Consider the following 19886-nt stretch of genomic DNA (forward strand, 5'->3'; position numbering starts at 1 on the left):
AATCAGCGCTTGTCAGAGCATGACGACTTAAAAAAACTTCACCGGTAAATAGAAATCCAGCTCAAACTGTTCCTCGGGATGAAGAAAATGATTTTGCTGATAGTGGACATAAGCCGGTGTCGAGCGCAGCTTAAACCCTGATATTGGCAACCATTGCTCCATGATCAGGCTGATATACGGCAGCAACTCCCCGTACATACCTTGTAAATGAAATACGGCATGTAAACCACCGGGAATCACCATTTGATTGACCGCACCGCGAAACGACAAAGGTCGGTCAATGGCAAGGCAGGCCACATAACGACATTGGTCTAACGTCACCCAGGCAGGGTTCGAATGATGTAAACCAAACTGAGTCGTATCATCACGTCCTTCACTCTCTGCCCACGCTTTCAGAACCAACCAAGTATGGCGAATCGAGCGATTATATCCGGTGTGTCGCACGTAAGCGGCCATCCGATCCGGGGTTTCTAAAATCTTAGGTAACTGAAGGGTATGATTCGCCACACGCTGGTAGCCGGCAGCGATTTCCGGATCTTTGAGATAGGGTTTTTCTGCCACTGCCATATCGTGCTGACGCCACTGACCGGGATACATCTGAAAGGTAGCCTTAAACGCCCGGCTAAATGAGGATGCCGAACTGAAACCACAATTGTTGGCGATTTCTGATACGGAAGATGTCGGATCAAACATCAGCTGATTGGCAGCATACTCCATCCGCGTGCGTCGGATATACTGATGAATCGACTCACCGACGGTCTGCTTGAACACCCGATGAAAATGTTGCTCTGAATAAGCAGCCACATCAGCAAGCGCCTTGGCTGACAACTCTCTACTGATATCTTTATGAATATAAAAGAGAACATCATTAATCCGGGAAATATGGTGGCGGCTCATGACAGATAAATCGCATAAATAGACATATTGTTCAGCATAAATGGACATTTGCATTTAAGCAATCCCCTGTACTATCTCTCTTCCAGAGGCTGTACTCCATAGAAAACAGCCCGATACGATAAAACAGCACACAGGAACAGACATGGAAATTGCGCACTCATTGCAACAAACCCGTTCATCTTATATCCGAGAGATCCTCAGCGCCGCCACCGATAAAAATGTGATTTCACTGGCCGGAGGCCTACCAGACGAACAGACATTCCCGATTGCGCTGATGCAACCGACACTGGAAAAACTGGCACACATGCCGGAGATCTTTCAATACGGTGCAACCGCCGGTTATGAACCCCTTATCAACTATCTGCACGAGCGGTATCAGTTACCTGACACGCACACAGCCATGATCTGTACCGGCTCACAGCAAGGGTTAGATCTCATCGCCAGAGCTTACTTTAATCCGCAAGATACGATTGCGATGGAAGCCCCGAGCTATTTGGGTGCGATGCAAGTCTTTAATCTGGTTCAGGCCAATATTGTCACTGTACCTCAAACGGAAGAAGGACCCGATGTCGCGTTACTCGAACAGTGTTTTCAGCAACAGCAGCCAAAAGCCTTCTATGCGGTACCTGATTTTCACAACCCGACCGGGGTATGCTGGAGTTTATCAGTCCGCCAGCAAGTCGCGGCGCTCTGCTGCCAGTACAATGTGGTTCTGATTGAAGATGCGCCCTATCGGGAATTGCGCTTCAACGGTGAAGCGCTGCCACTGGTTTCTGATTTCTGCCCGAACCATTCGATCGTCTTACGTTCATTTTCTAAAATTGCTTCTCCGGGGCTCAGAATTGGTGTGGTGACGGGAAAACGTAGTGATCTCGACCCATTAATCAAGGTCAAGCAAGGGGCAGATCTGCACTCCAGTGTACCGATGCAAGCATTATTACTCGGGCTGCTGCAACACCCGGATTTCGATCAGCATTTGGCGCAAATTCGCAATTTATATCAGTCCCGCTATGACTGTCTGTATACCGCTCTGCGTCAGCAACTCTCTGAAAGTTGCCATCTCAAACCGATTGACGGCGGCATGTTCATCTGGCTTTCGCTGCCGGATTGCGACACATTTGCGCTGGCAAAAACCATGTTGGCGCAAGGTGTCGCGGTGGTCCCCAGCCCGGTATTCTATCCAGATGCAGCCTTATCACCTGCAGCATTACGCTTGAACTTTACCAATGCCACCCCGTCGGAACTGACCGAGGCGGTCAAACGTTTAGTGGATGGTTTAAAAGCTTATTTAGATTAAGCGCAACAGCCCCCGCACCAATCACGACACATTGCATACCTTACAATCCGATGACACGCCGCGACCTTCTCCGGGACCGCGGCGTTCAATCATCATCCCCTTTCCTCTCAACCATCAAGATATGAATTTTGGTGCTATTGTTAATGTAATGGCATCAAAGTGATTCATCGCCTGAACGCTGAGTCAACATCATAAGGAAAATGCTGTGCTTGATGAATTGGAAGAACGTTACAACAATGCCCGAGTGTTAATTATCGATGATGACCCGATGAATCTTGAATTACTCAATACCTGTCTGTCAGAAACATTTCAGACTGAACTGGTACAAGATGGTCGGGAAGCCATCAAACGGGCCAGTGAAAACAAACCAGACTTAATTCTGCTGGATATCATGATGGCAGGGATGAATGGCTGGGAAGTCTGCCAACAGATGAAAGCGTTACCGTCACTCGCTAGTATTCCGATTATTTTCATCACATCACATGACAATGACGAAACCCAAATTCGTTGTTGGGAAGCCGGTTGTGCTGATTTTATTACCAAACCCTTTAATTTTGTCACTTTAGAACACCGCGTGAAAATGCACATGCGGTATAAGCTCACGACCGAATTGCTGACCACGCTCTCTATCCGGGACAGTCTGACGCAATTATCTAACCGCCGTGCATTAGATAATTTCTACCCGATGAGCAAGGGCTTATGCCAGCGCAACGGACATCCCCTGTCACTCCTGATGATCGATATCGATCATTTCAAAAAGTACAACGATCATTATGGCCATCTTCAGGGAGACAAATGTCTGCAACAGGTGGCCAACATCCTGAAAAATAGTATCAAACGTAACTCTGATCATGTTTTTCGCTATGGTGGTGAAGAATTTACGGTATTGCTGCCAAACACCAATTTTGAAGGGGCACAAAAAATAGCCGCTGTTTTGTTATCCGCTGTCGCCGAACAACATATAACGCACCAATCCACACAGCTTGGACATGTCACCGTCAGTATTGGCGGCGCAACGTTCGACTGGGCACATCTCCCGCAACATGTCGATGATGCCTTAGTCATGGCTGACCATGCCCTTTACGAGGCAAAACAGGCAGGAAGAAACCGCTTCATCGTGACCCAAGCGACACAGACCAAACATTGAGGTTCGCATACCACCGGATTGAGTAACGAACGCATCGACGGATAACGGCTGAAATTCAGGATTGATTCAACGAGAACGGATAAGACCATCACGAGAAGGCTGGCACATGGTAGCAAAATCATCCTATATCATCATATTCATAGCAGTTCTGGTTCTGGCTGGCTTCATCGTCACCCAATACAACGACTATGCCACCCAACAGATCGAAGCGGAAGCCAAAGCAACGCTCATTGAAGATACCATTTATGAAGTCAAGAAAATCGAAGGGGCAATTGCCAGTAAAATAGCACTGGTTAAATTTCTTCACAGCACCCCCCCGATTTCAGGGCTCACTCGTGCGCTCGAAAATGAAGATGTTGACCCGAAAGACTCGACTACGAGGGTCCAATGGCTCAACCGGCTCTCGGTGATTTTTCAGTCCATGATTGAAAACCAGTCGGATATCAAGCAGCTACGGATTATCTCCGTGCTCGATAAAGGAAAAGAGTTCCTGCGGGTAGATCGGGATGGCGGCAGAGTGGTGAGAGTCCCTGAAGCTTTTTTGCAACATAAAGACAAAGAAGATTACTATGCCACAGCCTCCCAGCTGAAACCGAATGAAATCCATGTCGCGCCAATCGACCTGAATGTCGAACATGGAAAAATTGCCTACCCACTCCAGCCGACGTTACGCATTATCACCCCGATATTCTTCAGCAACCGGGAACGATTCGGTTTTCTCATCATGAATATTGATGCGAGCAGTATTCTGGATTCTCTCGCCAAAAGGCAAGGGACGATTGATAGTATGTGGTTGGTCGATGCGGATGGCTACTTTATTTATCATCCGGATCCAAATTTGCGATTCAGTAAACAGCTTCATCCCGAGGTAACGCTGGCAAGTGAGTATCAGTTATCTGATATTGGTCAAAACGGCCTATTCTCGGCAATCCGTAACAACCGCACCCCAGAAAAACTGCTAGTTGACAGACAAAGAGTCTACTCCGGCTCCAGTTTTGAGGAACATCTGTATCTCTACGGTATTTTCAAACAAAGCAAGCTCCAACAGAAAATTACAGCCCGCCACCAAGAACAAATACTGCTGGTGGGATTAACCGTGGGTGCTCTCACCATCATCTTAATCATTTTCTATCGAACCTACAGCACCAGTTTACGGTTAAATCAGGTCAACTCAACCTATCAGTCAATTGTCGGTAGCTCTCCGAATGCCATCATTGGGATTAATAAAACAGGTCAAATCAAAACATGGAATCATGCGGCGACAATTCTGTTTGATATTCCTGAACATATTGCGTTAAACCAGTCGTTAGATCAGTGTATTATCCTCAGCCATCAAGACTTGATGGCTACCTTTATCTCCGTCAGAACCACCAATATTTCAGCAACCTTTACCGATTCATGGCTCGATAAAAAAAGTGGTCACACCAAATATCTGGAAATCACCATCAATCCAGTCGTGGATAAGAGTAATCACGTCGATGCTTACACCATACAGGTTCAGGACCGGACCCTTGAAGAAACCGCTGCACAACAGCTCAAATCCAGTAATGCCGAGCTGGAGGAAAAAGTCCAACAGCGCACCGAACAGTTAACGCAATATACTCAACAGTTGGAAGTCGCCCACCAGAAAGCCATGGAAGCCAGTCAGGCCAAGAGTAATTTCATCTCGGTGATCAGTCATGAAATGCGTACCCCGCTCAACGGGATGATCGGCACCCTCTCTTTAGTGAAACGCGACCCTTTAAACAGCAACCAACAGCGTTATCTGAATATGGCAGAACAGAGTATCAGTACCCTGTCGGTGTTAATTAATGACATTCTGGATCTATCCAAAATAGAGTCTGAAAAACTGGAAATCACCCATCAACCATTCCATGTCGGTCAACTTCTTGAAAATATGGTGCAGTCCGCAGCCATTCGGATTAAAGAAAAAAGACTGGATTTGGTGCTTGATATCAATCATCTGCACCACAATCAAATCACCACCGATCCAAACCGTTTAAAACAGATCATCAATAACCTGCTCACCAACGCCACCAAGTTTACCGATGAAGGTGAAATTGTGGTGCGGGCATCGTCGCAAAATCTCTCCGAACAACCGGAAACTGTCCGTCTGTTTATCGAAGTTATTGATACCGGGATTGGCATTGCCCCCGAAAATCAAGGAAAGCTTTTCCAACCCTTTACTCAGGAAGATGCGACAACCTCGGTCAAATACGGAGGAACAGGGTTAGGCTTATCGATTTGTAAAAAGCTGTGCGAACTGATGAACGGCGACATTGGTTTTGAATCTCAGCACGGCATCGGTAGCCGTTTCTACTTCTCGATTAACATGCCAGCCAATGACTGCCGGACAGAAATACTCCCTCAGGTTCTTCATCAGATGGAAATCGGGATATATCTGCCTCATCGATTCCCTCAATCGAGAACGCTGCCCGCCATGCTGACCGAAGCGATTCAACAAATGGGGGGGCAGGTTCATTCGCTGCAAGATGAATCTCATCTCTATCGCACGATAACACAATATGATGCGCTGATTCTCGATCTGGAGTCACCTGAGTTTCAGACTATTTGTACCCGGCTGGCCGATTATCCACCGGCCCATCCGTTCAAAATTGTGGCGCTTAGCGATGAGCCACTCAAAACGTGGCATAACCCGACTTCGCTGGACATCGTGCTGTTACACTCACCGGTTATCATCAGAATGCTCGCCAATGCACTCACCAATCATACTGCATTCCCGTATGTCATTGAGAAAACCACTTCCCCCGTGACAGCGGATAGCAATTTGTCCTTTGCCGGGGTCAGAATTCTGATTGTTGAAGATAACGAAATTAATGTGGAAGTTGCCAAAGGTTATCTGTCAGATCTGCACTTTGAATTTGAAGTGGCCAACAATGGGCAAGAAGCGATTGAAATACTGACCCGTGCAGCGCAGGAAAACCGCCCGTTCCGCTGTATTTTGATGGACTGTCAGATGCCGGTCATGAATGGCTATGATTGCGCACGCCAGATCCGGTTTGAGAACCCGGACACTGGCCATGAAAAAACCCCGATCATTGCAATGACGGCTAACGCCTTTTCCGGAGAAAAAGAAAAATGCATCGAAAGCGGTATGAGTGACTACATGACCAAACCGCTCAATCAAGCTTTATTACACCAAAAAGTGATTCAATGGACGCGGCAGTATGCTCAACCCGGAGCGTCAGACCCCATTGGCGATCCAGTGAACAATCAGCCACTCACTCAGGATGCGCAGTCACCGGCACTCCCGCCGAAACCAACTGTCGGTAACGAGATAACGCCACCGCCAGCACTGGATGAGCGACTGCCAGAACCGAATGACAAACACACCACGGAGCCAGAGCACAGCCCTGAGCAGCAAGCTGAATGGGAAAATATCCCCCGGTGGGATAAAACACAGGCGCTCAACCGGATGGCAGGCAATCAAGTTCTGTTTCATAAAGTGCTGCGTATATCAGCAGAGAGCATCCCTGCGTCGGTATCACAGCTTGCGATTGCGATCGAGCAACAAGACACCACGCAAATTGCTCACTACAGCCATAAATTAAAAGGTTCCTATGGTTCGATTGGTGCCGCACGACTCCGGCAAATGATGTCAAATATAGAAAATGAAACGCTGCAAGAAACGCCTCTCCGACACGATAAAATCAAACAGATGTTCGCACTCGCGATGTCAGAACAGGCCGATCTGGCACAAACCATTGCGCACTATCTCGCACAACAGACCGATGATGCTGAGCCCAAAGCGTAAACAGAAACATGGAACCTTCAGTCACACTCCCCGATTCAGTCATGATCACACCGGCCATGACTGGATCGATATCAATCACCCGCTGTCTATCCGGTTAGCGCCTTATGCCATCAACAATTCAGCGTCAATCGGAATATATTGGCTGGCCGCTTGCATCAAAGTAACCGAGGTCAGTTCAGGCACACCATACACTTCAACCCATTTCCCTTTGTCACCGGATAACTTTTTCACCAACACATCAAAATCACCATCGCCGGAAACCAGCACGACAATATCGACATCCGCAGCATACTCCATCGCATCAATTGTGATACCGACATCCCAGTCGCCCTTCGCAGAACCGTCAGCCCGCTGAATAAAGGGCTTGAGTTTCACCTCAAAACCAATCGCTCTCAGGATATTTTGAAATTCCTTTTGCTTCGGGTCTCCCCGGTCAATCGCATAGGCAATCGCCTTCACCACTTGCCTGTTCTCAGTCAGTTTGGCCCATAATTTATTGTAATTCAGGTGACGTTGATAAGCTTGTCGGGTGGTGTAATACACATTTTGTACGTCAACAAGTAACAGAACTTTTTTCATCTTGCGGGCCTTGGATTACCAGTCGTTTTTCAAAGGAGCAGTGTAATATGAAACGCGACCCCACCCCAGAGAAAATAATGCCCATCTTACGGATACTGAGAACAAATACCCATATTTCAAGACACCTCTCCTCCTGAAACGCCCGCCAAGTTGACGCGCATTAAATACTCATCTAATTGCATAAATAGTGATTCTTCCATCCCATGATATTTATTTAAAAAAGCACATTGTAAAAAAATGTTTCACATTCAATAATCAGTGACAAGCATTCCAAATATTTGCAACGGCAACGCTGAATACAGTGGAAATATAATTAAAAATTCAGAAAAAACACAATATAGAGTACGTTATCTTATAATATATATTATATAAATATAGGATTTAACATTACATTAAAATACAACACCTTAAATAAAAAAAACGAAAAAAGATAAATCGAATATTAAAAAACAAAAATATAAAAATCAAACATTTAAACACAAAACAAATAAGTGAAATTTCATTTTATTTTCATTAAAAACTTCAATTTACACTGACCATTTACTTATTCACCATCCTTAATTTCGTGGCTACCCTCACAATAAATAGAATTATTTATATTATTTCAATGTCATTTCTTGACGCTAATATAATCACCTTCTAGATCCAAATAGTATGAATATTTATCGGTTATTCCATTCGTACAAATAACATTTTAATCAGTAGTATAAAAAGAAAATCTTAATCGGGAAGATTGAGAAAATATGCATAAAACTAACCGTAGGAGGCTAGAAATGAGAAAAAGGCAGAAACAACTCCGGTTGTTACCGCTGGTCTTTGCACTGGGTGCTGCATTGTCGTCAGTTGGCGCACAAGCGGCATCTTGTTCGTATTCATTAACCAATGAGTGGGAGGGTGGATTTCAAGGTGTTGTGACCATCACCAATGACGAGAATGCAGATATCAATGGCTGGCAAATTGGAATGAAATATCCAGCTGGCGTGGCTGTCACACAATCTTGGAGTGGCGAACTTTCAGGGACTAACCCCTATTACATTGTCAATACTGAGTGGAACGGCACCATTAAAAAAGGTCAAAGCCTAGCGGTTAACTTTATGGGAAGCCGCAATGGTGTCAGTGCTGCCAATGTTGAACTCATGGGTTCAACTTGTGCCGGTGGCGATACACCTCCGCCAAACAACCTTCCTGATGCCGTTGCTGAGGCGACCCCTGTCTCTGGCATTGCACCGTTAGAAGTTAGCTTCAGTGGCAGTAATTCAACCGATGCGGATGGCGATCCACTGACCTACATCTGGGACTTCGGTGATGGCGAAACCGGTACCGGTAAAGATGTGCTGCATACCTATACCGAACCGGGTCAGTACACTGCCAAACTGACAGTGAGCGATGGCACCGGTGTCGATACGGCTACGGTTGTGATCAACGTCACCACAGAATCAGGGAATACACCACCTGTTGCTGCAATGACCGTGACACCAGCATCCGGACAAGCCCCATTATTGGTCAACTTTGATGCTTCTGCGTCAACGGATGCCGATAACGATGTCCTGACTTACATCTGGGACTTCGGTGATGGCGCGACAGGTTCTGGCGTGACGACGTCTCACACCTATGCCGAAGCCGGTAAGTATACTGTCTCACTGATTGTCTCTGATGGTATTGATACCAGCAAAGTGGTCAAAACCGTCAATGTAACGGATGACGATGTCCCACCAACCGTGGAACGAGTGGACAACCCATTCCGTGATGCAACTTGGTATGTCAACCCAGAGTGGTCTGCGTTAGCAGCTGCAGAACCGGGCGGTAGCGCAATCTCTGATCAAAACACCGGGGTCTGGCTCGACCGCATCGGTGCGATCGAAGGAACCGACAGTAAAATGGGTCTGCGCGCTCACTTAGATGAGGCACTTAAACAAGGTGCGAACCTGTTTACGGTTGTCGTTTATGACTTACCAAACCGTGACTGTAAAGCGCTGGCATCGAATGGTGAGTTGCTCATTTCTAGAGGCGACATCGTTCGCTATAAAAATGAGTTTATCGACCCAATTGCAGAAATCTTTGCCGATCCGAAATATCAGAGCATCCGCATTGCTGCGGTGATCGAGATTGACTCGTTACCAAATCTCGTTACCAATTTGGACATTCCAAAATGTGCAGAAGCAAATGGCCCTGGCGGCTATCGTGAAGGGATCACTTACGCATTGAATAAGTTCTCACCGATTAAGAACGTCTATTCGTACATTGATGCGGCTCACTCAGGCTGGTTAGGCTGGGATAGTAACTTTGATCCGGCTATCACCATGATTTCTAATGTCATTAAAGGTACAGATGCGGGCTGGGATAGTGTTGCCGGTTTCGTCACTAACACAGCGAACTACAGTCCGCTGGTTGAAACCTACCTTCCTAATCCAGACAAAAATGTCGGTGGTGGTCCGATTCGGAGTGCTGATTTCTATGAATGGAATCCGAACTTTGATGAAAAACATTACGCGATTGAGTTCCGGAAACGCATGATTGCCAAAGGTGCACCAACAACCATCGGGATGTTGATTGATACAGGTCGAAATGGCTGGGGCGGTCCTGACCGGCCGACACATGTCAGTACTTCATCCGATAAAAACACCTATGTGGATGAATCCCGGATTGACCGTCGCTATCACCGCGGTAACTGGTGTAACCAACCCAGTGGTATTGGCTACAAACCATGGGCTGACCCTTATGCCGGCGTTGATGCTTTCGTGTGGGTGAAACCACCGGGTGAATCAGACGGTGTCTCTGAACCAGACTATCAGCCAGACCCGGATGACCCAGCCAAGCAATACGACGCAATGTGTGACCCGGATAAAATGAGTACCTCTGCATCAGTACCTACAGGCGCAATGGATAATGCACCGCACGCTGGTCGCTGGTATTCCGCAGGGTTCCAATATCTGGTAGAAAATGCTTATCCGCCAGTTGATCAACCCGCAGGTCCCCCTGCTGAGTAAGGTAAGCAACCATCTGACCCCCGAGATATTTCGGTCAGTCAGATAACACCAAAAGCCGGATCCTGTCACAGGATCCGGCTTTTTATTACTGTTCTATTGATTACATTCTGATATCGAAAATCGCGTTTTCGTCGGCGGACAACTGGATTGGATGACACTATTCCCGATTTTCTGCGGCTTTGCACTGGTCGCAATCTACGCCCTGCTCAGCAGTACATGGTTAATGATGAAAACCGAAGGTGAGTTACAACAATCAATGTTCGCTTTCACCAACAAAGTACTGCTCGCGATTGATGGTTATTACTCAGATGCATATGATTCATTTGCTTCGATTTAAAGTTTTCAGTGAAAACCTGACTATACTTTTATGCAACTACAATTATATTGGGAGTTTTTGTTTATGAAGATAACGAGACTAACATTTGTATATATTCGTGCTGCATTCTTCCTTTACCTTACCCTGCTATATCAACCGAGCTATGCTAAAGAATTCATTCCTCCATTCGAAGCCTCTCAGCCTAGCGAATCAAGTCGTCTTGACGAACTCTATTATATTCAGCCACACAATACATACAAAAATAATGGTGTTCTACGTGACTGGTTAAATGCTGGTTATCGTGCTATCGAACTCGATGTCATTGATCGTGGCGACTGGGAAGATGAGGCCAAAGGCCCCTATGTCGCACATGGTTTAAACCCAATGAATGCAAATTGTCGCGCAGAAGATAATGATCGGCTGGGAGATTGCCTCGACGATATTGCGGCTTGGATGGATAACAACCCAAATGCATTACCTCTTCTCATTTTTGTGGACATGAAGTCTAGCTGGGATCCAGCATCTGCTTGGAAACATGATGAGGTAGCAGAATTAGATTGGTGGATTTCTAACTACTTCGGACCCAAAATGTTTACCTATCAGGAGCTACTCACTCATCTAGGAAACTCAAACGACTATCGGGAGACCCTAAAAATGAGGGGATGGCCAACAGTCTCAAGCCTCAGAGGGAAAGCCATTGTTATACTTACTGGTGGACATAAGGGAGATGTCAATCATCGCATGGAACAAGCGATGAACATGATGAGCGGCACACAATCCACATTTTTATGTCCTGATATTGATGCTGCAGATGCCTCAGAATTCACTGGAACGATTGATGCAATCTCGGCAACAAATTCTAAACGCTTTTTCTGTGGTAATGTCAAAGCGGGTGATCACTACCAAGTCACAGCAAATGCGGCCAGTGATACCAAACAGTTGATGCACCTTTGGCATTCAGCCGGCGACTTTGCGAACACTGACTACGCGGCTACATGGATTGCCATTGCGCATGGCGTATCCGCCATTGGCTGGGATATCAGTAGTGCTACGAATACCCCAAGGTGGATAGAATCCATTCCGTTAGTAGGAGTACGTAGAAGCCTGCCGGGCTACTTCACCATCAGGCCAAGTATATCTACAGAAAAATGTCTAACCGTTAAACGCTCAGATTATTCTAACGGTGGAGATCTGATTCAAGAGCATTGCTCGGACACGCCTGCTCAACGTTTCGTATATACAGCTGAAGGACAACTGCGTCCGGCAGGAAATAACAAATATTGTGTCGATTTCAACACAGGTTCTGCCGACAATGGGGATGTACTTCACCTGTGGGACTGCGATGGTGGGAACTCGGAGAAATGGCAAATTACATCAGACGGACGCTTTAAAAACCGGGATAAAGACTACAGGTATTGTATGGATGTGCCAGGTGCCACAACCAGCTCTGGTGTTCAATGGAAAATTTATCAGTGTAACGGAAATGAGAATCAAAAATTCAACTTACGCAGCGTTCCGGATTGGCATCAAAGCTCTTTCTGACAAGATCAATCATTTGGTTTGATCGTCTGTGACTCAAGTGGAGACACTACCGATGACTGTCTCCACAGAGAGCGTTGTTCACCACTTGATACGTCAAAAATCTGTGGGATGAACGCTGGTACGCTCATTGTTCTGAAATTGATGATTCGGAGATTGATTGCTCAGAAGCCGCCTGATCAGCGAACTGGCGACTCAGTTCCATGGTGCTGCCAAACAATACACTGATAGAGGAAATTGAAGACATCATGCCGGAAATGCCCCGGACTTTGGTAACAGCGAGTGCGGCACATGCACCAATACCGAGAGTCAGCCACGGGTTTTCCCGGACAAAACGACGCGAAGAGAACATCAGAGTTTGCTTGTCTAACCGACACTGCCTCAGTGCGGCTTTACCCTCGGTCCGTTTGATCTGCATCGCCCGGTTGAGTTTTGTCAGATAAGGCATCCCACCCCTCCCGTAATTGTTCCGTGGTATGTTTAAAGCCAAGGAAATTCGTCAGCCGCTGCTGCCACCAAGCCAAACCGAACAGTGCCAGACCGAGTGACCCAATAAATACCCCGCAGCTCAGCAACACATGCGCCGTCAGATAGTAGGTGACAATCCCTGCGGTCAGGCAAAGGCTGAAGATAAACAGTACTGCAAGCAGAATAAAAACAATACTACACAAGACGATTTGTCGCGCTGCCGCAATGTTGGTTTTCACTTCGAGCACAAACAGATCCAACGTTGTGTCAGACCATGTTTTGAGTGATGTCGCAAGCCCCTCAATCTGTGTCAAAATTGTCCGGATGCTATTCACGGCTTGTTCAGCCTCTTGTTTAACATCCTGCGTATCGGCCCCGACAGCGGCCCGGCGAGCCGCGTCTGTCGTCGGGCCTTGGTCTTCAGTGGTCATATGCCCGGAATCATTCATTGAACGCTTCCTCCTTGATCAACGACCTCCTGATGAACGTCGTCTTGATGAACGTCGTAATAAAAAACGACATCGGGAACGTCTATTTGATCAGCTTAGACACCGCCCAACCGGCCAGAAATGCACAACCAAGACTAAGCAACGGGTGATCTTTAACCACATTTTCTGCTGATTTGGTTGCTTGCTGAATACTCTCTGCACCGGCTTCCAGCTTCTCTTTGGCCTGCTGTTTTATCGCATCAGCCGTTTCTTCAATTTGTTCTTGTGTTTTAGCTGCGCTTGCTTTTGTTGTCGTTGGCATAACTCTTCTCCGTTGGTTTTTATTTACAAAGCAGTTGACTTGAAAATCATGGCTTTAAAAACACCTTGCTCAACCGCCGAGTCACCATAAAGCCATAACATGACTGATATATCTGACTCATCCCTTATCGTTCATAACCTTGTGTAGCGATTATCATGCCAACACGTTAAGAGATTGTTTTTACTGATTAAAATATTCATTCTCTGCCAAAATCACATCATAACCTGTAATTATTTCCTTCTGATTGAGTCATCTTTGTAATTTTTTCTTATCCGTCAGGGAGACTTCTGTTTCATCCGGATGCTCAATCGCTGTAACCCCTTCTCTTCATTGATATCAAAGGCCATCAATAACCTCTGGCATACAAAATGCTTGATACAAAATGCCGGATGGCGCGGTTACAGGGTAGATTGACCCTGTACTTGCGCCTCACAGGCAATGATAAATACCCTTCACGATGGCCATAGAAGTATGTACTGGGATATAGGCATGTACTGAAAAAGATCAATGTTATGCCATCATCACATCAATATCAGAACCCAAAAGTATGAATATTTAAGAATGAAAAAAAGAGGCTAGTATGACATTTACGAATAAGCGGGTGAGAGAGTTGTTGGTGAAAATCGCACACCACCGACAAACGTGTTTACCGCTTGTCGATCCCCATTCGCATCAGAATATTGATCGATCGGCTTATCGGTTCGTCAAAATAGAAAAAGTGATGATCAAAAAGATAGCCGCGCTGTTTTTTGATCAAGATGGGGACGACTTTATTGCGGAACATACCCACAAACATGACATCGCAACCCCCAATAACTATCAAGAGATGCATTTTATGAACGCACAGCTATTGAGAGAGTTAAAACAGCGTCTCAGGGAACTCGACGATACCAATCTGGCGACTCTACTCTCGTACTGGATCGCAGCATTGCAAGTCGAAAGCGATGAACTGGAAAAATATTTACCTCAAGGCGGGTAACCCGACTCGCCTTACTGACCGCTGTCAGGAACAAACACATTCAGCGACTGAGGACGAAGCTCAATCTCTAAACAACGGTCTGAATATAGCTCACCATCAATGACGTAGTCGATCGATTTTGGTGACTGAATCGTCACTTGGGTGGCACTAGCATACTGAAACAGATTCGACTTTTCTTGCACACCGACACTGGTTAGCGTCAGATCGGACAACGCTACCAGACGCCCGCCCAGTGATTGCGTGTGGTCAAGATAAGTAATATGCAATTGCCCGTCATCGGGGCGTGGCTCTCCTCCGCCTTGTGCCAGCACCGTACTGAATGGCGCAGTATTGGCCACGATGAAACTATGAACTTCAATCTCCTGACCATCAAACCGATGCTCATCCGCTGCCTGTCCTTGCATGGTCACTTGCAGGGTTTGTGTCTCTTCTGCAATCACCGCATTAAAAAAGCCGGTTAAATACGCCAACTGTCCGAAGGTATTTTTTTCTTCACGCTGTGCGTGTTCGATCATTTTCTGCTCCAGACCAATACCGAGCACCATCAAGATCAAACGCTGATTACATGTGGCAGTATCAATACGTTGGCTATGTCCCGAGAGAATCGCTTCACAGGCTTTTTCAACCGGTGAAAATTTCATCCCAATCCCATAAAGCACATGACACAGCGCATTTGCCGTTCCCAACGGAATAATCCCAAGATTGATATCGGTATCAACCAGTTGGCTGGCAACTTCAGTCACCGTGCCATCTCCCCCTGATACCATCACTTGGCTCACACCATGCTCTATGGCCTGCTTCGCAAGCGTTTCCGCGCTGGTATTTTCCGTGGTTTGATGAATGCGAAGACGGAACTTGCGAGTCAGTTCACGAATCACTTGCTGTTCGTGTTGCTGCCACTTACCGCCCCCGGCCACCGGGTTGACGATCATCCAGGTCGGGTCATCAAGCGCTAATACGCCTTTTTCGCTGATGGCTTGCAGTATTTTCATCTGTAACCGATTCAGCCTTGCCGTTTGGCGAACGCTGCTGATTTTCTCCATCACCGACGCGACCGACAGAGACGGGTCTTGACTCAACAGGTAAGCCGCCACCACAAATACCGAGCGGCCACGCCCCAGTGCGCAGTGAACCACCACTGAACGCCCGCACGCAATTTGGGTATCGATCCAATTCATCGCATGACGTAAACGCGCTAAGGTCGGCGCTTTATGATCAAGAACGGGAATAGACAGGTAATCAAATTGCTTGTCGGTTGTGGCGCTTTCTAACCCGGCAAACTCCGCCGTAACATCGACAATACAGGAGATATCGTGAGATTCGAGAAACGTCAAATCGCCGGGGAATAAGCGGCGGGACAGATACAGATGGTCATTGACTTGCTGAATCGGTGGGACAGAATCGTGGCGCCTCTCCCAGGCATTGTAGGCCCTCGCCCCCAGTAAGAAAGGAATAAACGCCCACCGTATCCACCAGACAATCTTACCGTCTTGACTCTTTCTGAACATGGATGGGAAATCGAATAAATAGGCGATACTGACGAATACTAAGGAGAGAGAGACCCAAAGTAGTAAGATGCTGACAATGATATATGGCATATAAATAGCCGCAAGCAGCGATGCGAATGCACCCAGCAGATAATATTTGACGATAAACATGCTCCCTCCTTAAACCATCACGGATGATATGGATCTTATTGCGTCATCTCTTGGATATAATCATTAGCTAACTGCTGTTTTTGCTCATCTGACATCACTTTACCGGCCATCTGGAAAAAGCGTTGTTCTTCCTCTTCCAAATGGTGCAACACTTTATGACGCAATGTTTTCATCAGCGTGAGCCAAGCGGGTGAACGGCGATCCGTTTCATCAAGCTGTGCAATCATTTTATCGATAGCGTGGTGCTCTGCGATACCATGTCGTGACATATCAATCGTCTTATCACTTTCGATCAGGGGTGCATAAAAGCAACGCTCTTCAGCAGCAGCATGTTGTTCCAGCTCTTGTTTTAAATTGTCATAAAACTCTTTCCGGACCGGTGAGTCGCCGGATGTTTCCATCAATGAATCCAGTAACAGACGCTGTTTCTCATGGCTCTCTGTGAGTACATCAAATATATTCTTCATCTCTGACTCCTTCTTGAATTAAGAATAGTTGATAGAATAAAGGGTGGCGTTGTCGCCACCCTTTATGATTCACTTTGTGCGGATAATACAGATGGATTAAATACCGGCTTAACAATCTTTATCTTCCGCGTTCAAACTATCTTTGACATCTTCACACTTATCTTCAATTGCATTTTGGGTATCTTGTACCGCGTCATCTACTTTTTTACCGGCTTTTTCCATCGGACCTTCATCACTACATGCGCCCAGAGCAAATACCAAACCTAAAACTGCAACCATACGATAAATAAATGATGTAACTTTCATATAAACTCCTACCTATTTATGTTTTTCTTCCCGAGAATCATCAAGACAATGGATACAATGAGAGACAACAGGAACAGATAAAATATAATTTGTGCCACTGCTGCGGCTGCCCCGGCAATCCCACTAAATCCAAGGACTCCGGCAACCAGAGCTAAAACCAAGAAGATAAATATCCACCGAATCATTGTTATGCCTCCTTTATTTTGAGGTAACTCACTTCGAGGAAAATAATGCTGATATCAATGGCGTCATTACCCCATCCTCAATCGATAGTGACGCTAGTTTGTGGTTAATCACGCCAGTGAAATACCCGGCTCGTTATTATTGAACCACTGAAAGCTTATCAATGACTTTATTTACATCATCGGTATTATTCGCGATTGATAAAGCCAGATCATGCTCTGCGTCCGATTGCACTTTACCCGTTAACGTCACGGTTTTATTGTCTGTGGTGACATCAATATCCGTACCACTCACATTGGTATTCATTAATAATCGTGTTTTGACCACGGTCGTAATTTTAGAGTCCTTTAATACCGCCAGTGCATCAGAATCCGCATTGTTCTTCTTCGGGTTAACCACAGTCAGTTTATTATTGACTTTTTTCACGCCATCAAGGCCTGAAACCAACTCACCCGCTAACGACTTTTCTACATCATTGTCGACGGACCCTGTCAGGGTAATCACCCGGTCTTTCACATCAGTGTTAATATCAAAAGAGTTCAAATTGGTATTGAGCAGTAATGTGGTTTCTGCTTTACCATCTAACCAAGCGTCCATGGATTTTTTTTCCCATTGATTACTGGCTAATACTGCAGTAGATGATGTTGCCAGAACGGTCGTCAGTACAATTTTAGCTGCGATGTTTTTCATGGTCATTCTCCTCTATTGACGTTGTAGTTCTCATATAGCAATGCACGTGCCAACTTTTTAATCCATTGTTTTAAAAGGACTTATTGAATAAACCACGCAAAAACAGAGATCCAAACACACCCTATCCGTGAATTATTTACATAGGATAAATGTAATTTTTAATCATCCGAGTGATGTTCAGTTTGGCAATACGTTCAGTTTGCAGCAATATTGGGCGGGGAAAGGCCGTGTTGCACAAGATCAACGACGTCAGATTAAATTTCATTCAAAACAGTCGGGCCAATAACGCGGATATTTTATCGATTATCAACTTTATTTAATCCATCTCCATCTTGTCCGACCCGATACTCAATCGACTTTTACAATATTTTGTCTTGTACTACCGACATAATGCACGTAAATTCTTCCTGTCATATAAAGAGGACATTTCTATGTCAGTACCCAGTCTGTTTCTCAGTATACAAGACCCGAAACTCAAAGAGGCGATTGCTGCTTGTCAGGAATTACATAAATTTCGTTTATATGAAGCTGAAACAGAAGAGGACTGGATCGAGCATTTTATCGATATCCGCCCCAATGTCGCGATTGTAGAAGTCATTCATTTCACACACGCAGATTATCAGCAACTGTCTGATCTTGATGCAATATACGATATGGACCTCATCATTATTAGTTCAGGAGCCCCCAACGAGAGCCTTGATAAACTGATGAGTCTCGGCGCCATTTTTCACTACAGAAAACCTGTCGATTTCAACACCTTGTCTCAGACCCTGACAGAGATCAGTCAGTATTACCAGCATAAGCAAGAGCAAGGACGCAAAGTCGCCACCAGCGATTTGGACCAGTTCGGTCTGTTAGTCGGCTCTTCTGCACCAATGCATCAGCTGTACCGAATGATCCGCCGTGTTGCGAGAACAGAGGCGAACGTATTGATCGTGGGTGAAAGTGGTTCAGGTAAAGAGCTGGTCGCCCAGACGATCCATTTAGCCAGCGACCGCAACCAGCAACCTTTTATTGCCATTAACTGTGGTGCAATTAGCCCTGAATTGGTGGATAGCGAGCTGTTTGGTCATGAAAAAGGCGCGTTCACCGGTGCCAACAAAACTCACCAAGGGGTCTTTAAACAAGCTGAAGGCGGCACTCTGTTTCTCGATGAAATCACCGAAATGCCGCTGGAGCATCAAGTGAAACTGCTGCGAGTACTGGAAACAGGCGAATACCGTCCCGTAGGCAGCCAAACCGTTCAGATGGCGAATACCCGTATCGTGGCAGCAACCAACCGCGATCCCAAAGTTGCCATTGAAGAACAATTTCTGCGTGAAGATCTCTACTTCCGTCTATCACACTTCCCGTTAACCGTACCGCCATTGCGGGAACGTGGTGACGACGTCCCCGGATTAGCCAAACACTTTATTGCCCATCGCAACGCAAACGAAGCAAAAGCAAAGACAATTCTTGATTCCGCTCTTCAGAAAATCGTCATGCACGACTGGCCCGGCAACGTCCGGGAACTGAAACACACCATTGAACGCGCATTCATTCTGGCGGATGATACCATCAAAGATGAACATCTGATTTACGATACCCCGCCATTGGAAACCGGCACCAGTCTGGAAGAGATGATCCCCACCGGCGTACGGTTAGAAGAATTAGAAAAACATGCCATTCTCAACACACTGGAAAAGAATCAGGGCAACAAAACAGAATCCGCTCAAGAGCTTGGAATCAGTGTCAAAACGCTATACAACAAACTAGACAAGTATCAGGACTAGTGTGTCAGCTGAGTAAGGTCACGCGTGTCTCGCCACTGATGCCATAATATGCATTGTTGGGATGTCATTCTGGCTA

General features: G+C 46.1%; 18 protein-coding genes. 8 read left to right on the forward strand and 10 right to left on the reverse strand.

All coding sequences use genetic code 11. The features are described 5' to 3' along the window. Positions 1–27: 27 nt before the first annotated feature. Positions 28–897 (reverse strand): AraC family transcriptional regulator, encoded by an 870-nt coding sequence (locus OCV37_RS09710; RefSeq protein WP_038180914.1) that lies wholly within the window; start codon positions 895–897, stop codon positions 28–30. A gap of 142 nt (positions 898–1039) precedes the next feature. Between OCV37_RS09710 and OCV37_RS09715 the strand changes: the two genes are divergently transcribed. The 3 genes from OCV37_RS09715 to OCV37_RS09725 all read left to right on the forward strand — a co-directional run bounded on the left by OCV37_RS09715 (position 1040) and on the right by OCV37_RS09725 (position 7116). Further along, positions 1040–2194 carry an aminotransferase-like domain-containing protein gene (locus tag OCV37_RS09715; RefSeq protein ID WP_038180876.1) on the forward strand — a complete coding sequence of 385 codons (1155 nt, stop codon included), beginning with the start codon at positions 1040–1042 and terminating at the stop codon, positions 2192–2194. A gap of 205 nt (positions 2195–2399) precedes the next feature. Next, positions 2400–3341, forward strand: a complete 942-nt coding sequence (locus OCV37_RS09720; RefSeq protein WP_038180873.1) for a diguanylate cyclase — start codon at positions 2400–2402, stop codon at positions 3339–3341. A gap of 106 nt (positions 3342–3447) precedes the next feature. Continuing rightward, complete coding sequence (locus OCV37_RS09725; RefSeq protein WP_038180871.1) at positions 3448–7116, forward strand: ATP-binding protein; 3669 nt, start codon at positions 3448–3450, stop codon at positions 7114–7116. Between the two features lie 102 nt (positions 7117–7218). On the opposite strand, the gene OCV37_RS09730 is transcribed toward OCV37_RS09725, so the two are convergent. Beyond that, positions 7219–7695: a LabA-like NYN domain-containing protein gene (locus OCV37_RS09730; RefSeq protein ID WP_038180868.1), complete on the reverse strand. Its 477-nt coding sequence runs from the start codon at positions 7693–7695 to the stop codon at positions 7219–7221. Between the two features lie 773 nt (positions 7696–8468). Between OCV37_RS09730 and OCV37_RS09735 the strand changes: the two genes are divergently transcribed. From OCV37_RS09735 to OCV37_RS09745, 3 genes are all read left to right on the forward strand, one after another. After that, complete coding sequence (locus tag OCV37_RS09735) at positions 8469–10682, forward strand: glycoside hydrolase family 6 protein (RefSeq protein WP_169739361.1); 2214 nt, start codon at positions 8469–8471, stop codon at positions 10680–10682. Positions 10683–10794: 112 nt separating this feature from the next. Then, on the forward strand, positions 10795–11019 hold the full coding sequence (locus tag OCV37_RS09740) for a cytochrome d ubiquinol oxidase subunit II (RefSeq protein WP_318585319.1): 225 nt from the start codon (positions 10795–10797) through the stop codon (positions 11017–11019). Between the two features lie 63 nt (positions 11020–11082). After that, a complete protein-coding gene (locus tag OCV37_RS09745) occupies positions 11083–12540 on the forward strand; it encodes a Ca2+-dependent phosphoinositide-specific phospholipase C (RefSeq protein WP_051680508.1) in 1458 nt (485 codons plus the stop codon). 124 nt (positions 12541–12664) lie between these two features. Here OCV37_RS09745 and OCV37_RS09750 read toward each other — a convergent pair whose 3' ends face one another. The 3 genes from OCV37_RS09750 to OCV37_RS09760 form a co-directional block, all read right to left on the reverse strand. Continuing rightward, positions 12665–12985, reverse strand: a complete 321-nt coding sequence (locus tag OCV37_RS09750) for a hypothetical protein (protein ID WP_157634952.1) — start codon at positions 12983–12985, stop codon at positions 12665–12667. Then, positions 12930–13454, reverse strand: a complete 525-nt coding sequence (locus OCV37_RS09755) for a phage holin family protein (RefSeq protein ID WP_038180861.1) — start codon at positions 13452–13454, stop codon at positions 12930–12932. The genes OCV37_RS09750 and OCV37_RS09755 overlap by 56 nt, the downstream gene beginning before the upstream one ends. Positions 13455–13536: 82 nt before the next feature. Next, positions 13537–13755 (reverse strand): hypothetical protein, encoded by a 219-nt coding sequence (locus tag OCV37_RS09760; protein WP_038180858.1) that lies wholly within the window; start codon positions 13753–13755, stop codon positions 13537–13539. A gap of 580 nt (positions 13756–14335) precedes the next feature. Here OCV37_RS09760 and OCV37_RS09765 point away from each other — a divergent pair. Then, on the forward strand, positions 14336–14734 hold the full coding sequence (locus tag OCV37_RS09765; protein ID WP_038180855.1) for a hypothetical protein: 399 nt from the start codon (positions 14336–14338) through the stop codon (positions 14732–14734). An 11-nt stretch (positions 14735–14745) separates the two neighbouring features. Here OCV37_RS09765 and OCV37_RS09770 read toward each other — a convergent pair whose 3' ends face one another. From OCV37_RS09770 to OCV37_RS09790, 5 genes are all read right to left on the reverse strand, one after another. Then, entirely contained in the window at positions 14746–16392 is a 1647-nt protein-coding gene (locus OCV37_RS09770) for a diacylglycerol kinase family protein (RefSeq protein WP_038180851.1), read from the reverse strand. 35 nt (positions 16393–16427) lie between these two features. Next, positions 16428–16859 carry a hemerythrin domain-containing protein gene (locus OCV37_RS09775; protein WP_038180848.1) on the reverse strand — a complete coding sequence of 144 codons (432 nt, stop codon included), beginning with the start codon at positions 16857–16859 and terminating at the stop codon, positions 16428–16430. 108 nt (positions 16860–16967) lie between these two features. Beyond that, entirely contained in the window at positions 16968–17165 is a 198-nt protein-coding gene (locus OCV37_RS09780; RefSeq protein WP_038180846.1) for a hypothetical protein, read from the reverse strand. Positions 17166–17173: 8 nt separating this feature from the next. Continuing rightward, entirely contained in the window at positions 17174–17350 is a 177-nt protein-coding gene (locus OCV37_RS09785) for a DUF1328 domain-containing protein (protein ID WP_038180844.1), read from the reverse strand. Between the two features lie 136 nt (positions 17351–17486). Further along, positions 17487–18038 carry a BON domain-containing protein gene (locus OCV37_RS09790; RefSeq protein ID WP_038180842.1) on the reverse strand — a complete coding sequence of 184 codons (552 nt, stop codon included), beginning with the start codon at positions 18036–18038 and terminating at the stop codon, positions 17487–17489. Positions 18039–18469: 431 nt separating this feature from the next. On the opposite strand from OCV37_RS09790, the gene OCV37_RS09795 reads away from it, so the two are divergent. Further along, entirely contained in the window at positions 18470–19810 is a 1341-nt protein-coding gene (locus tag OCV37_RS09795) for a sigma-54 interaction domain-containing protein (RefSeq protein WP_038180839.1), read from the forward strand. The last annotated feature ends 76 nt before the right edge of the window (positions 19811–19886 follow it).

The organism is Vibrio rhizosphaerae (assembly GCF_024347095.1).
Classification (GTDB): Bacteria; Pseudomonadota; Gammaproteobacteria; order Enterobacterales; family Vibrionaceae; genus Vibrio; species Vibrio rhizosphaerae.